13 protein-coding genes are annotated in these 14,790 nt (G+C 71.6%); 9 read left to right on the top strand and 4 right to left on the bottom strand.

Features of this window, described 5'->3' with window-relative positions; genetic code table 11:
- Positions 1-27: 27 nt before the first annotated feature.
- Positions 28-618, bottom strand: coding sequence for a TetR/AcrR family transcriptional regulator (locus tag BXA11_RS22295; protein ID WP_030507157.1), 591 nt, complete (start codon positions 616-618; stop codon positions 28-30).
- 52 nt (positions 619-670) lie between these two features.
- Here BXA11_RS22295 and BXA11_RS22290 point away from each other — a divergent pair, with 52 nt between their 5' ends.
- Both BXA11_RS22290 and BXA11_RS22285 read left to right on the top strand, forming a co-directional pair.
- Positions 671-1,591, top strand: a complete 921-nt coding sequence (locus BXA11_RS22290; RefSeq protein ID WP_076437479.1) for a carbohydrate kinase family protein — start codon at positions 671-673, stop codon at positions 1,589-1,591.
- A gap of 57 nt (positions 1,592-1,648) precedes the next feature.
- Positions 1,649-2,872 (top strand): aminotransferase class III-fold pyridoxal phosphate-dependent enzyme, encoded by a 1,224-nt coding sequence (locus BXA11_RS22285; RefSeq protein WP_076437476.1) that lies wholly within the window; start codon positions 1,649-1,651, stop codon positions 2,870-2,872.
- A gap of 115 nt (positions 2,873-2,987) precedes the next feature.
- Here the strand turns inward: BXA11_RS22285 and BXA11_RS22280 are convergent, their stop codons facing one another.
- Positions 2,988-4,100 (bottom strand): GNAT family N-acetyltransferase, encoded by a 1,113-nt coding sequence (locus BXA11_RS22280; protein ID WP_076437474.1) that lies wholly within the window; start codon positions 4,098-4,100, stop codon positions 2,988-2,990.
- Positions 4,101-4,403: 303 nt separating this feature from the next.
- On the opposite strand from BXA11_RS22280, the gene BXA11_RS22275 reads away from it, so the two are divergent.
- The 4 genes from BXA11_RS22275 to dop all read left to right on the top strand — a co-directional run bounded on the left by BXA11_RS22275 (position 4,404) and on the right by dop (position 10,309).
- On the top strand, positions 4,404-5,267 hold the full coding sequence (locus BXA11_RS22275) for a tRNA (adenine-N1)-methyltransferase (RefSeq protein WP_030507153.1): 864 nt from the start codon (positions 4,404-4,406) through the stop codon (positions 5,265-5,267).
- A gap of 205 nt (positions 5,268-5,472) precedes the next feature.
- Positions 5,473-7,236, top strand: coding sequence for a proteasome ATPase (gene arc / locus BXA11_RS22270; RefSeq protein ID WP_076437471.1), 1,764 nt, complete (start codon positions 5,473-5,475; stop codon positions 7,234-7,236).
- A gap of 259 nt (positions 7,237-7,495) precedes the next feature.
- Positions 7,496-8,716 (top strand): acyltransferase family protein, encoded by a 1,221-nt coding sequence (locus tag BXA11_RS22265; protein ID WP_076437468.1) that lies wholly within the window; start codon positions 7,496-7,498, stop codon positions 8,714-8,716.
- Between the two features lie 75 nt (positions 8,717-8,791).
- Positions 8,792-10,309 carry a depupylase/deamidase Dop gene (gene dop / locus BXA11_RS22260; protein ID WP_076437465.1) on the top strand — a complete coding sequence of 506 codons (1,518 nt, stop codon included), beginning with the start codon at positions 8,792-8,794 and terminating at the stop codon, positions 10,307-10,309.
- Positions 10,310-10,338: 29 nt separating this feature from the next.
- Here dop and BXA11_RS22255 read toward each other — a convergent pair whose 3' ends face one another.
- Positions 10,339-10,824 carry a hypothetical protein gene (locus BXA11_RS22255; RefSeq protein WP_076437462.1) on the bottom strand — a complete coding sequence of 162 codons (486 nt, stop codon included), beginning with the start codon at positions 10,822-10,824 and terminating at the stop codon, positions 10,339-10,341.
- Positions 10,825-10,917: 93 nt separating this feature from the next.
- On the opposite strand from BXA11_RS22255, the gene BXA11_RS22250 reads away from it, so the two are divergent.
- From BXA11_RS22250 to BXA11_RS22240, 3 genes are read left to right on the top strand one after another with little or no spacing between them, the layout of a single operon-like run.
- On the top strand, positions 10,918-11,610 hold the full coding sequence (locus BXA11_RS22250) for a response regulator transcription factor (RefSeq protein WP_076437460.1): 693 nt from the start codon (positions 10,918-10,920) through the stop codon (positions 11,608-11,610).
- Between the two features lie 4 nt (positions 11,611-11,614).
- Positions 11,615-12,910: a sensor histidine kinase gene (locus BXA11_RS22245; protein WP_076437457.1), complete on the top strand. Its 1,296-nt coding sequence runs from the start codon at positions 11,615-11,617 to the stop codon at positions 12,908-12,910.
- Between the two features lie 46 nt (positions 12,911-12,956).
- The gene (locus BXA11_RS22240) at positions 12,957-13,283 is read left to right on the top strand and encodes a PepSY domain-containing protein (protein ID WP_076437455.1); all 327 of its coding nucleotides are present in this window, start codon (positions 12,957-12,959) and stop codon (positions 13,281-13,283) included.
- Positions 13,284-13,344: 61 nt separating this feature from the next.
- On the opposite strand, the gene BXA11_RS22235 is transcribed toward BXA11_RS22240, so the two are convergent.
- Entirely contained in the window at positions 13,345-14,496 is a 1,152-nt protein-coding gene (locus BXA11_RS22235) for a serine/threonine-protein kinase (RefSeq protein ID WP_076437453.1), read from the bottom strand.
- Positions 14,497-14,790: the final 294 nt, after the last annotated feature.

Here is a 14,790-nt window from a genome sequence, read left to right as displayed (position 1 = left end):
GGGACCACGCCGCTCCCGGCGGCCGGATCAGGCGCGCAGCCGGTCGATCTCGCCGAGGATCAGCCGTTCCAGCCGCTCGCCGGTGACGTGCCCGGGATACAGCAGCCGGTGCACGCTCAGCCCGTCCACGAGCGCCAGCAGCCGCTCCGCCACGTCCTCCAGGTCCTCGTCCGTACGGATCTCACCGGCCTCGGCGGCGGACCTGAGCAGGCTCGTCATCACATAGCGGAGCTCGGCGGCCTCGCGCCGCTGGACCTCCAGCAGCGCGGGGCTGGTCAGGCTGCGCCCCCAGAAGCCCACCTCCAGCCCGGTCTCCCCGGCCCGCTCGTCGTCGAGCGGCACGTTGTCGAGCAGCAGCTCACGCAGCGCCGCCAGGCCGGTGCGGCCCGACAGCTTCTCCCGCAGCCGGTCGGCGATCCGCCGATGGGACGCCTCCAGGGCAGACAGCAGGATCTCGTCCTTGTCGGCGAAGTAGTGCGTGAGCACCCCGTTGGAGTAGCCGGCCTCCTTGGCGATGGCCCGCGTCGTCGCGGCGTCGATGCCCTCGCGCAGGATGATCCGGCGTGCCGCCGCGACGACCTCGCCCCTGCGCTCCTCGTGATTGACGATCTTCGGCATGGCCCACCACCTCGGTTGACATTTTAGTCGGGCGCCCGTCTATTATCCGCTCATGACGGTAGTGACGGTCGGCGTGCATATCGTCGACGTCCTGGCCCGCCCGGTCGAGTCCATCCCGGCCGGTCAGGACACCCACCTGCTTGAGCAGATCCGCATCACCGCGGCCGGCGCCGCCGCCGGCACGGCCGTGACCCTCGCCAAGATCGGCGTGCCGGTCGCCTCGATGGGCGCCGTCGGCGACGACGAGCTCGGCGACTTCCTCCTGATGATCATGGAGCGGCGCGGCGTCGACGTGAGCGGCGTGGTGCGCAGGCCGGGGGAGCAGACGGCCGCCTCCATCCTGCCCATCCGCCCCGACGGCGGACGGCCATCGTTCCACGTGCCGGGGGCGAACCTGGGCCTGGCGACCACCGACCTCGACGCGGACCGCCTCACCGGCGCGAAGGTGGTGCACCTCGGCGGCATGGACGTCACCTGGGGCCTGCACGACCCTGCCTTCTTCGCGCTGCTCGACAAGGCCCGCGAGGGCGGCACGACCGTCACGCTCGACCTGCTGTCGAACATGCCCGACCTCATGCCCGGCGTCCGCGCGTTCCTGCCCCACGTCGACTACCTCCTGCCGAACGAGGAGCAGGCGCTCATGCTCAGCGGGGCGGCGACGCCGGAGGAGGCCGCGGCCGCGCTGCTCGCCGAGGGGCCGAAGGGCGTGATCGTCACCCTGGGGGCCGACGGCAGCCTCGTGGCCACCGCCGCCGGAGTCACCCGCGTGCCCGCCCTGGACGTGCCGGTGGTCGACACCACGGGCTGCGGCGACGCGTACTGCGCCGGATTCGCCGCGGGACTGCTGCACGGCCGGGACGTCCTCGGCGCCGCACGCCTCGGCACGGCCGTCGCCGCGCGGGTCGCGGGCGGGCTCGGCTCCGACGCCGGACTGGCCGGCTTCGTCCCCGGCGACGCCGGCCAGGACGCCTGACCTCCGGCTCCACCACCTCCCGACCTCCCCGATTCCCCGATCCCAGGAGTGCCGCCCATGTCCCTCGACGCCTCCCTGCGGGCCCGTGCCGCGAAGGTCATCCCTGGTGGCATGTACGGCCACCTCAACGCGGCCCTGCACGGGGACCGCTACCCCCAGTTCTTCGTCCGGGCCGAGGGCGCCCGGCAGTGGGACGCCGACGGCCGTGAGTACGTCGACCTGATGTGCAGCTGGGGGCCGATGATCGTCGGCCACCGCAACCCGCGGGTGGAGGCCGCCGCGGCCGCGCAGCAGGCGGAAGGGGACTGCCTGAACGGCCCCGGCCCGGTCATGGTGGAGCTCGCCGAACTGCTGGTGGACCTCATCCCCTCCGCCGACTGGGCCATGTTCTCCAAGAACGGCACCGACGCCACCACCCAGGCCCTGATGGTGGCCAGGGCGGCGACGGGCAGGACCAAGGCGCTGGTCGCCCACGGCGCCTACCACGGCGCCGACCCCTGGTGCACGCCCGGCCTGTCCGGGGTCACCCCCAACCAGCGGGCGGACACGATCGAGTTCACCTACAACGACCTCGCGAGCGCCGAGGCCGCCGCCGCCCAGGCGGACGGCGACGTCGCCGCCATCCTCGTCACCCCGTTCAAGCACGACTCGTTCGAGGACCAGGAGGACGCCGACGCGGAGTTCGCCCGGGGCGTGCGGGCGCTGGCCGACCGGATCGGGGCGGCGCTGGTCATCGACGACGTACGCGCCGGGTGGCGGCTGGACCTGCGCGGCTCGTGGGAGCCGCTCGGCGTGCGCCCCGACCTGACGGCCTGGAGCAAGGCGATGGCCAACGGCTTCCCCATCGCGGCGCTGACCGGGACCGACGCGCTGCGCGGTGCGGCCCAGACGCTGTACTCGACCGGCTCCTTCTGGTTCTCCGCCGCGGCCATGGCCGCCGCCAAGGCGACGATCGAGATCCTGCGCGAGACCGACGGCGTCGCGCTCATGCACCGGGCCGGGACCCGGCTGCGCGAGGGCCTCGCCGCCCAGGCGCAGGCGCACGGCTTCGTCGTCCGCCAGACCGGGCCGGTGCAGGTGCCGTGGCTGTCCTTCGAGGGCGACGCCACCCTGGAGAAGGGCATCGCCTGGGCCGGGGCCTGCCTGGAGGAGGGGGTCTACCTCCACCCCTGGCACAACTGGTTCCTGTCGGCCGCGCACACCGACGAGGAGATCGACCGGGCCCTGCAGGGCACCGACGCCGCCTTCGCCAAGTTGAGGGCCGCGTACGGAGCCGACTGAGGGAGCGGCCTTCACCGGCGTGGCCGGGACGCCCTGCGGGCGTGCCGCGCCGCGGACGGCCCGCGCTCGGGTGCCGGGTTCCGGGCGGCGCCCGAGCGCGGCAGGTCCGCCCCGGTCAGGGGCGTGTCCGCGCCCACTGGATGTCGTCCAGCCGGGTGCCTCCGGGGCCGGGCAGCAGCCCCTTGACGAGGTGCTCCCGGACGAAGCCCGCCCGTTCGAGCACGCGGTGGGAGGCCGTGTTGCCGGGGTTGGTCCCGGCGACGATCCGGCGCAGGGGCGTGTTCGCGAACGCCCACTCGACCAGCAGGTCCACCGCCCGTGTGACCAGGCCCCTGCCGCGGAACTCCGGACGGAGACAGTAGCCGAGCATCGCCTGGCCGAGCGGCGGGACGACGCCGGTGAGCTGGATGTCCCCGGCGAACTCGCCGGTCGCCGCGTCCCTGATGGCGATGTCCGCCCGCTGGCCGGTCAGCCACCGGTGGCCGGCGTGCCGGCAGACGACCTCGCAGTCCGCGAACTCCGGCTGCACCGGCGGGACGTGCGAGTCCATCACGTCGGGGACGGACGCCAGCGCGAAATAGTCGGCGGCGTCGGCCGCGGTCAGCGGCGTGAGCCGGACGACGCCGTCGGTGAGCGAGCCGTCCGGGAACCCCCCGGGGAAGAACGGCAGGAAGGGCGGGATCGGATCGCCGGGGTCGGTGCTCAGCCGCCCGAACAGGGCGACGTCGGCGGAGGCACCGCCCCGGGGAACGCCGGCCCCGCGCTGCACGCCCTCGGGGGCGAAGCCGCACCGCAAGGCGACCTGCTGGCTCGGGACGTTCTCCACGTCGGCGTGCAGCCCGATCCGCGGGACGCCCCGGGCGAAGGCATGCTCGGCGAGCGTACGCACGGCGGCCGTGACGACGCCGCGCCCGCGGGCCCACGGCGCGAGCCAGTAACCCACCTCCGTCGCGCCGAACCGGTCCGGCGGCTTGAGCCCGGCGGTGCCGAGCACCTCGTCCGTGGCGGCGTCGGCGATGAGGTAGTCGGCGCCCCCGTTCTCCCAGGTGGCGGGCACGGTCTTCGTGATCCACGCCAGCGCGTCGTCCCTCGTGTACGGCGAGGGAACGAAGGGGATGAACTTCGCGATCTCGGGGTCGGAGCAGGCTCGGGCGATCTGGTCGGCGTCCCCCTCGACCGGCAGGCGCAGGACGGCCGGCCCGGTAGGGATCGCCTTTTGGGGCAACATGTCCCATTGTTACCAGCAGCGACACCGAACCGGCCAGGTGTTTTCCCGCCCCCCGCCGCGTTGCCGCCCCGCCCGTGAAGCACCACTCTGGACACCGCTCCATCGGGCGAATCTCGTCGGTCGCGGCACCTCGTGCCCCTCCCTCCGATCTTCGCCCCGTCGCGTCGCCCAGAGCGGCACCTCGCTGCGTTGTCGTCGTCGCCCATAGCTCCGCTATGGCCTCCTCCTCCGCCTTGCGATGCACCACTCTGGACACCGCTCCGTCGGGCGAATCTCGTCGGTCGCGGCACTAGCCTTTTCCGCATGGGTTTTCGCAGGCACGGCCCGTTCCAGGCCGGAGATCAGGTCCAGCTCACCGACCCCAAGAACAAGCGGCACACGGTGACGCTGAAAGAGGGCGGCGTCTTCCACACGCACAAGGGGTCGATCCCGCACGACGACCTGATCGGACAGCCCGAGGGGTCCGTGGTGCGGTCCTCCGGCGGCACGGCCTACCTGGCGTTCCGGCACCTGCTCGCCGACTACGCGGTGTCGATGCCGCGCGGCGCCGCGGTGGTCTACCCGAAGGACGCGGCCCAGATCGTCGCCATGGCCGACATCTTCCCGGGCGCCCGGGTGGTCGAGGCCGGCGTGGGGTCCGGCGCGCTCACCTGCTTCCTGCTGCGCGCCGTCGGCGCGGAGGGGAAGGTCACCTCCTATGAGCGGCGCGCGGACTTCGCCGAGGTGGCCACCAAGAACGTGGAGAAGTTCTTCGGGGGCCCGATGGAGCAGTGGCGTCTCGTGGTCGGCGACTTCGTCGACGCGCTGGATGAGGCGGACGTGGACCGCGTCGTCCTCGACATGCTCGCGCCTTGGGAGTGCGTTGACGCGGCGGCGAAGTCCCTTACCCCTGGGGGAGTTATCTGCTGCTACGTTGCGACAACGACCCAGATGTCCAGAACGGTGGAAACCCTGCGGGAGCACGGGAGTTTCACCGAGCCTCACGCGTGGGAGACCCTGGTTCGCGACTGGCATGTCGAAGGTCTCGCCGTACGGCCCGACCACCGGATGGTCGGCCACACGGGATTTCTCGTCACCGCCCGTCGCATGGCGGACGGCGTCACGCCCCCGCCGCGGCGCAGGCGTCCCGCCAAGGGGGCGTACGGAGAGGGGATCGAACAAGTGTGACGATTCAGCCACAACCCGGCAAAGCCACGTGACACGGGAACATTTGGGTGTGTTCCTAATGGTGAACCGAACAATCGGTCCATAAGGTATCAAACGCCGAACACCCAACGTAACTACACGAACACTGCCCGGCCAGGTTACGTACAGCGCCAAGATAGGTAGGGTCTTGAGTAGTCGTTCTCGACGGGGAAGGAGGTGACGGGGCGTGGCAGCTCGCGACGACGCTGAGGCTCGAGCCGCGCAGCGCGAACGGGAGGTCGCGGATCTCACAACACAGGTCTCCTTCCTGCAAGAGGAGATCACCGCGTTGCGCCGGAAACTGGCCGAGTCTCCCCGGCAGGCCAGGGTCATCGAGGAGCGTCTCCACGAGGCGCAGGCACAGGTGGCCGCCCTCACTAGCCAGAACGAGCGTTTGGTCTCCACCCTCAAGGAGGCCCGCGACCAGATCGTCGCCCTCAAGGAGGAGGTCGACCGGCTGGCGCAGCCACCGTCCGGATTCGGTGTTTTCCTCGAGGCCAGGGATGACGGCACGATCGAGGTGTTCACGGGCGGGCGCAAGCTCCGTGTGAACGTGAGTCCGGCGATCGACGTCGACTCGCTCAAGCGTGGCCAGGAGGTCATGCTGAACGAGGCGCTCAACGTCGTCGAGGCCCTCGGCTACGAGGACGTCGGCGAGATCGTGATGCTCAAGGAGTTGCTGGAGAGCGGCGACCGCGCGCTCGTCATCTCGCACGCCGACGAGGAGCGGGTCGTCAAGCTCGCCCACTCGCTGCTCGACCAGCCGCTGCGGGCCGGCGACAGCCTCCTGCTCGAACCCCGTTCCAACTACGTCTACGAGCGCATCCCCAAGTCGGAGGTGGAGGAGCTCGTCCTCGAAGAGGTCCCCGACATCTCCTACGAGGAGATCGGCGGCCTCGGCCGGCAGATCGAGCAGATCAGGGACGCCATCGAGCTGCCCTACCTGCACGCCGACCTGTTCCGCGAGCACAAGCTCCGGCCGCCGAAGGGCGTGCTGCTGTACGGCCCGCCCGGCTGCGGCAAGACGCTCATCGCCAAGGCGGTGGCCAACTCCCTGGCCAAGCAGGTCGCGGAGAAGACCGGCCAGTCCGGCAAGAGCTTCTTCCTCAACATCAAGGGCCCCGAGCTTCTCAACAAGTACGTCGGCGAGACCGAGCGGCACATCCGCCTGGTCTTCCAGCGGGCGCGTGAGAAGGCCTCCGAGGGCACCCCGGTGATCGTGTTCTTCGACGAGATGGACTCGATCTTCCGCACCCGCGGCTCCGGTGTGTCCTCCGACGTCGAGAACACCATCGTTCCCCAGCTCCTCTCGGAGATCGACGGTGTCGAGGGCCTGGAGAACGTCATCGTCATCGGCGCCTCCAACCGCGAGGACATGATCGACCCGGCGATCCTGCGGCCCGGCCGCCTGGACGTCAAGATCAAGATCGAGCGGCCCGACGCCGAGGCGGCGAAGGACATCTTCTCGAAGTACCTCGTCAGCGAACTGCCGCTGCACCCCGACGACCTGACCGAGCACGGCACCAGCCGCGAGGGCACGATCGCCGCGATGATCCAGCGGGTCGTCGAGCGGATGTACGCCGAGAGCGAGGAGAACCGCTTCCTCGAGGTGACCTACGCCAACGGCGACAAGGAAGTCCTCTACTTCAAGGACTTCAACTCCGGCGCCATGATCCAGAACATCGTGGACCGGGGCAAGAAGATGGCCATCAAGGAGTTCCTCGACACCGGGCAGAAGGGCCTGCGGATCTCGCACCTGCTGGCCGCCTGCGTGGACGAGTTCTCCGAGAACGAGGACCTGCCCAACACCACCAACCCCGACGACTGGGCCCGCATCTCCGGCAAGAAGGGCGAGCGGATCGTCTACATCCGCACCCTCGTGCAGGGCAAGCAGGGCACCGAGGCCGGGCGGTCGATCGACACGGTCGCCAACACCGGTCAGTACCTGTAACACCCCCGGCTCCGGCCGGACCGGTGCCGTCGAGGAGCGGCGCGACCCCGGGTCGCGCCGCTCCTCCGCATTTCCGGGCCCTTCCGGCGTCGGGACGCGGACAGGACGGCAGCAGACGGGGCAGAAGTGGCCTTTGATAACGATCGCGATCCGAGGGAACCGAAACCCCGAGTGATCACGTCAAAGAGGGCATGATCTTCCTTGGCTCGCACGGTTGACCGCTGTGGGACAGCCTGTGAGACAGCCCGTAAGACGGCCCGTGCGACAGCCCGATCCGGTCTCGGCCGCGTCGGGCGCGGTCCCGGCCCGGGGCGCCGCCGCGGCCGCCAAGGGCCGCCGCCTGGTCGAGCTCGACGTCCTGCGTTTCGTGGCCGCGTTCGCCGTCATGTGCTTCCACTTCATGGCGGCCAGCAAATCGCTGTGGGACGAGTACCCGACCAAGCTGTTCGAGCCGGTCGCCCGCCTGACCACGCTGGGCATCCTCGGCGTGGAGCTGTTCTTCCTCATCAGCGGGTTCGTCATCCTGATGAGCGTCTGGGGGCACACGGTCGGCGAGTTCGCCGTCTCCCGGGTGTCGCGGCTGTATCCCGCGTACTGGTTCGCCGTGCTCGTGATCTTCATCATGTACCGCTTCAGCGGGGTCGCCGGGTTCGACCCCAAGCTCGAAGACGGCGAGTATCTGCTCAACCTGACCATGATGCAGGGGGCGTTCGGCGTGGGCCACGCCGGCGGCGTCTTCTGGTCCCTCTGGGTGGAGCTGCGGTTCTACGTCCTCCTGGCGCTGTTCTCCCTCGTCGGGATCACGCTGCGGCGCTGCCTGGTGTTCCTGGCGGCCTGGTGCGGCCTGGCGCTGCTGGCCGAGCTCACCCAGAACGAGACGCTCGTCTTCGTCTTCATGCCGCGGCAGGCGCCGTACTTCATCGCGGGCATGGCCTTCTTCCTGATCCACCGCTTCGGCGCGCGTTCCGGTGCCTTCGTCCCGTGGCTGCTGGTCGCCGCCGGCTACGGGATGTCCCTGTACGCCGCCATGGAGCGCGTGGGGGAGCGGGTGCGCCTGGTCGGGATCAAGCACTACCCGGCGCCCCCGGAGGCCGTCGTCGTCGCGATCACGGTCGTCTACCTCCTGATGGCCGCGGTCGCCCTCGGCTGGCTGCGGTGGGTGCGCTGGCGTCGCCTCGTGACCCTCGGGGCCCTCACGTATCCCCTCTATCTCCTGCACCAGACGGTCTCGGCCGTCGTGATCCCCGCGTACCGGGGCGCGGTGGACCCGTGGCTGCTGGTCGCGATGACGATGGCGATCTCGATCGGGCTCGCCTACCTGATCTACCGTATGGTCGACAAGCCCGGTCAGCGCTGGCTTCGTGCCAGGCTGGGGGCCCTGCTCGACCGCTTCCGGCGGTCCCGCCCCCGGGGCCGAGGGGGTACCTCCCGGACTGCGACGACCATTCCGGCGCAAAGTCCCGAGGCATCTGTGCCGTAACTGTTCGGTAGCAGGGCATAGAGAAAGGGCTAGGCTCGGATATGACTACGACGGCCTGAAGCAGGCGGGGTGCGAATGACGGTTCGGCGGGTGATGGGCATCGAGACCGAGTACGGCATCGCCGTGCCCGGTCAACCGGGAGCAAACGCGATGGTGACCTCCTCACAGGTCGTCAACGCGTACCTGGCGGCGTCGGCCGCCCGGGCTCGCCGGGCCCGGTGGGACTTCGAGGAGGAGAACCCGCTCCGCGATGCCCGAGGATTCGACCTGGCCCGTGAGGTGGCCGACCAGAGTCAGCTCACCGACGAGGATCTCGGGCTCGCGAACGTGATCCTCACCAACGGCGCGCGCCTCTACGTGGACCATGCGCACCCGGAGTACTCCACGCCCGAGTGCACCAACCCCCGGGCCGCGGTGATCTGGGACAAGGCGGGCGAGCGGGTGATGTACGACGCCGCGGTGCGCGCGTCGTCCGTGCCCGGCAACGCCCCCATCCAGCTCTACAAGAACAACACCGACGCCAAGGGCGCGTCGTACGGCTGCCACGAGAACTACCTCATGCGCCGCGCGACGCCGTTCGCCGACATCGTCAGGCACCTCACGCCGTTCTTCGTGTCGCGGCAGGTCGTCTGCGGCGCGGGCAAGGTCGGAATCGGCCAGGACTCGCGTACCGAAGGCTTCCAGATCAGCCAGCGGGCCGACTTCTTCGAGGTCGAGGTCGGGCTGGAGACCACGCTCAAGCGGCCGATCATCAACACCCGGGACGAGCCGCACGCCGACCCGGAGAAGTACCGGCGGCTGCACGTGATCATCGGCGACGCCAACATGTCGGAAATTTCGACTTATTTGAAGCTGGGCACGACGGCGCTGGTGCTGGCGATGATCGAGGAGGGGTTCCTCACCATCGACCTGACCCCCGAGTCGCCGGTCGCGGCGCTGCGCGCGGTCTCCCACGACCCGACCTGCAAGTACGAGATCGCGTTGCGCAACGGCCGGAAGATGACCGCCGTGCAACTGCAGATGGAATACCTGGAGCAGGCCCGCAAGTACGTCGAGGACCGGTTCGGCGCGGGCGTGGACGACCTCACCAAGGACGTGCTCAACCGCTGGGAGTCGGTGCTCACCCGGCTCGCCGAGGACCCGATGCAGCTGTCCCGGGAGCTCGACTGGGTCGCCAAGCTGGAGATCCTGGAGGGCTACCGCACCCGCGACAACCTGCCGTGGTCGCACCCGCGGCTGCAACTGGTCGACCTGCAGTACTCCGACATCCGGCCCGACCGCGGCCTGTACAACCGGCTGGTCGCCAGAGGCCGTATGCACCGCCTGGTGACCGACGAGGACATCGACCGGGCGGTCGAGCTGCCGCCCACCGACACCCGGGCCTACTTCCGCGGCCGGTGCCTGCGGCAGTACAGCGAGTCGGTCGCCGCCGCCTCCTGGGACTCGGTCATCTTCGACATCCCGGGCCGCGAGTCGCTCCAGCGCGTGCCGACCCTGGAGCCGCTGCGCGGCACCAAGGCGCACGTGGGCGACCTGCTCGACCGGTGCCGTACGGCCGCCGACCTCGTCGCCGCCCTCACCGGCGAGGGCTGACCGGGACCGGCCCCGCCCGGCGCCCCCGGTCAATGGTCGTGCCGGGTGATCCGGGGGACCGGCACCCCGCCGGAGCAGCGCACCTCCACCTCGAGCCTGTCCTCGTCCGACTCGAACTTCACCCGGGCCCGGTCGTCCGGCCCCGGGTCGACGTCGTCCACCTCGAAGCCCTGCGCCGGCGTCCACGACTGGAGCCGGACCAGCCCGCCGTCGCATCGGGCGATCACGGTGCCCGCGCTCGTGGAGACGAGCCTGCGCCCGGTCGCGGGCGCGTCGCCCGGCGTTCCCCCGCCGGACGAGTCCACCGGGGCCGGGCCGGTGGTCGCGGCGGCGGGGGAGGGCGGGGCCGCGGTGTCCCGGGCGAGCGCGAGACGGACCTCCTCGGCCGTCATCGGCCGCTCCGCCGGGCCCGTGAGCGGCCGGCCGAGCAGGCCGAGCACGGCGACGCCCGTGCCGGTGGCGAGGGCGGCGGCCAACAGCCACCCGGCGACGGCGAGGAGGAGGCGGCTGTTCACGCCGCCACTCTCCCACTCCGAACGCTAAGGGAGGGCTAAGGCCCGGATAACGGGCTTATGCCGCTTCCGCCGGACGGCTACCGTAGCGCTCAAATGCCTAGCGTGCTGCTCATCGAAGACGACGCCCCCATCCGCACCTCCCTCACCCGGAGCCTGCGGGATCGCGGGCATGCCGTCTCCTCCGTCTCCACCGCCCTCGACGGCCTGCGGTCGGTCGTGGAGGACCGCCCCGACCTGATCGTGCTCGACCTCGGCCTGCCCGACATGGACGGCGCCGACCTGCTGCGCATGCTCCGCGCGGTGAGTCGCGTCCCGGTCATCGTCGCCACCGCCAGGGACGGGGAGGCCGACATGGTCCGCCTGCTCGACGCCGGCGCCGACGACTACGTGGTCAAGCCCTACAGCGCCGCGCAGCTCGACGCGCGCATCCGCGCCGTGCTGCGCCGGGTCGACACCGGGCGCGCGGACACCTCCCTGACGGTGGGGACGCTGCGCGTGGACCCGGGCGCCAGGGAGGCGACGCTCGACGGCGCGGCGCTGGACCTGACGCCGCGGGAGTTCGACCTGCTGCACTATCTGGCGGCACGAGCCGGGCAGGTCGTTACCAAACGCGAGCTGCTCACCGAGGTCTGGCGCATCCCTTATGGGGGCACCGACAAGACGGTCGACGTCCACCTGTCCTGGCTGCGCCGCAAGCTCGGCGAGACCGCCCAGCGGCCGCGCTATCTCCAGACGGTCCGCGGGGTGGGCGTGCGCCTGACCGTGCCGCCCTCGCCCGCGGAATGAGCCGATGAGGCGCTGGCTGGCGGCCCTCGTCGCGGCGACCACGTCGCTGGTCCTGGTGTCACTTCTGGTGCCGCTGGCGTTGCTGGTCCGGTCGGTGGCGCACAGCGAGGCCGTCGCCGCCGCGACCCGGGCCGCCGAGTCCGTCGCCGTGGCCGTGGGCGCGGTGGACGAGGAGACGCTGCGGCTGACCGCCGAGCAGGCGGGCGCGTCGAGCGGGCACCCCGTCACGGTCTTCCTCGCGGACGGCCGCGTGCTCGGGGCCGTGGCGGCCCGCTCCCGCGCCGTCGACCTCGCCGCGCGCGGCCGGAGCCTGACCGCGGCCGTGCCGGGCGGCAGGGAGATCCTGGTGGCGGTGCAGGGGGCGCCGGGCGGCACCGCCGTCGTGCGCGCCTTCCTCGCCGACGCCGACCTCGACCGCGGCGTCCACCGGACGTGGCTCGCGCTGCTGATCCTCGGAGTCGCCCTGGTCGGGCTGGGCATCCTGGTCGCCGACCGCCTCGCACGCGCGGTCGTGCGGCCCACCACGGCGCTCGCCCAGGTCTCCCACCGTCTCGCGAAGGGCGACCTGACCGCCAGGGCGACCCCGCAGGGCCCGCCAGAGGTCCGTACGGCCGGCCTGGCCCTCAACCACCTCGCGGGACGCATCTCCGGCCTGCTCGCCGAGGAGCGCGAGACGGTGGCGGACGTCTCCCACCGGCTCCGCACTCCTCTGACCGGCCTGCGGCTGGAAGCGGAGTCGCTGGCGGATCCCGGCGAGGCGGCCAGAATGGAGGCCCGCGTGGACGCGCTGGAGCGAGCGGTCACCGCCGTCATCAACGACGTGCGGCGGCGGTCGCGGGAACGGGCCTCCTGCGACGCCGTCGCGGTGGTGCGCGACAGGGTGGAGTTCTGGTCGGTGCTGGCAGAGGACCAGTCCAGGACCTTCTCCCTCGACCTCGCACCCGGCCCACTGCCGGTCGCGGCCGCGGCCGAGGACCTGGCCGACTGCGTCGACGCCCTCCTCGGCAACGTCTTCGCTCACACCCCCGACGGGACGTCCTTCCGCGTGCTCCTGGCCCCCGGGCCGGATGACGCGGTGGCCCTGACGGTCTCGGACGCCGGGCCCGGCTTCGGCCCCGGCGACCTGCCGCGACGCGGGGAGAGCCGCGCGGGCTCGACGGGGCTCGGGCTGGACATCGCCCGGCGCGTGGCCGAGGACTCGGGCGGCTCCCTGACCGTCGGCCGATCAAACCCCGGCGGCGCCGAGGTGCGCCTGCTCCTGGGCTCGATCCGCGACGGGCAGGGGGAATCCATGCTTTAGGGATCGCTTAGCGCGGCCCTATCATGATCGCTGCGAACCTCGACGCATGAGACACACAACGAAGATCGCTCTCGCCGCCGCCGTCACCGTCACCGCGCTGGCCGCCGGCGGAACCGCCGTCGCCGCCGCGCCCGCCTCCCACTCCTCGACCACCTCGGCTGCCGTCTCCCAGGCCGCGGTCACCCGGAGCCAGGCGGTCGCGATCGCGAAGAAGCGGGTGCCCGGCGCGCGGGTGACCGAGATCGAACGCGAGTGGGAGCACGGCCACCGCACCTGGAAGGTCGAGCTGCGCAAGGGCCACATGGAGTACAAGGTCTACGTCGCGATCGCGACCGGACGGATCGTCAAGTTCCGCGCCGAGCACGACGACTGACCGCAGGATGGCAGGGACGGGCGGCTTCTCCCACGGACGCGGGGAGCCGCCCGGCCCGGGGCTACGGGAGGTGCGGGGGCCGGGGCCGGTGCGGCCCCGTCGTGAGGGAGGGCCAGTAGGGATTGCCCCGGCGACGCGACTCCACGTCGAAGAAGCGCCCGGTCGTGAGCTCCCCCGGCGCCGCGAGTTCCCGGGATGCCGTGAGTTCCCGGGGCGCTGTGAATTCCCGGGGCGCGAGGGGCCACCCGTGGCCGGCGGATCGGCCGAGGGGATGCGCCCCGCTCGGTTTGGGCGCCGCGCCGGCCGCGGCATTCGGCACGGCATTCGACGCGGCGGCCGGTGCGCCGCGGCTCGGCAGCTCGCCGGCCGTCCGGCCCGGCGTCGCCGCCGGGATGCCCTGCCGTCGCAACACGTCCACGAGCACGTGCATCGCCTGGTCGACGGTGAGCCGTTCTTCCGGGTCGTGCCGCAGCAGGCCTTCGATCAGCGGCCGCAGGAGGCCCGCCCGGCGCGGCGGCTCCGGCTCGCGGCCCAGCAGCGCCGGGGCCGGCAGCCGCTCCGTGGCCGGATACGGAGGCCGCCCCTCCACTCCGCAGTACAGCGTGGCGCCGAACGACCACAGGTCGGCGGCAGGTGCCAGGCCCTTCCCGCGCAGCCGCTCGGGGGCGAGATAGGCGCCGGACCGCCCCACGGGCACGGTCGTCGACCCGGCGGGATCCCGGTCGAACGCGGCGATGCCGAAGTCGGTCAGCACCACCCGGTCCTCGGTCAGCATGACGTTGGCGGGCCGGATGTCCCCGTGGACGACGCCCATCGAGTGCGCGTGCCGTACGCCCGACAGGAGCTGGAAGCCCACCCAGGCGGCCCAGTGCACCGGCAGGCGGCCGAGGTGGCTGACGGTGTCGCCCATGGTGAGGCCCTGCAGGAGCTCTGTCACGATCCAGAGCCGGCCCTTGTCCTCCAGCAGGTCGTGCACGGTGACGACGGCCGGATGGCTGAGCCGCGCCGCCGAGCGGGCCTCCCGCAGCGCCTGCCGGCGGGCGGCCTGCAGATCGGCCACGTCCACCCGGTACGGCGGCTGGACTTCCTTGATCGCGACATCGCGCTTGAGGCGGAGATCGTGCGCCTGCCACATGATCCCGCCGCCGTCACGCCGGAAGGGCGTCAGCAGCTTGTAGCGATCCGCCAGCAGTTGCCGTGCGTGCGATGCCATCGACCACCCGTGCGCTAGGTCGTGCCGTGATCCCTCAATTGTCGTCCCGGACACGGTAGCGCTGCGCCGAAAGGCGGCCACGCGGAGTGTGAGGTCGATAACGATCCGGTCTAACGATGGCGGTTCCCGCGGGCGGGTATGCCGGTAACAGGGCCGGACCCCGCGCGTTTGCCTTCCCGGCGCTCACCGGGTTGTCTGGCCACAGTGGCCGGGCCGAAGATCGCACGCTCTTTCGCGCGCATTGTCGGTCGGTTCGGGGAAGATATGGGGAGAGGCGTCCCCCCGAGCAGCGGA

Origin of the sequence: Microbispora rosea (assembly GCF_900156315.1) — a bacterium.
GTDB lineage: Bacteria > Actinomycetota > Actinomycetes > Streptosporangiales > Streptosporangiaceae > Microbispora > Microbispora rosea.
This window is presented reverse-complemented; position numbering and strand designations above follow the sequence as displayed.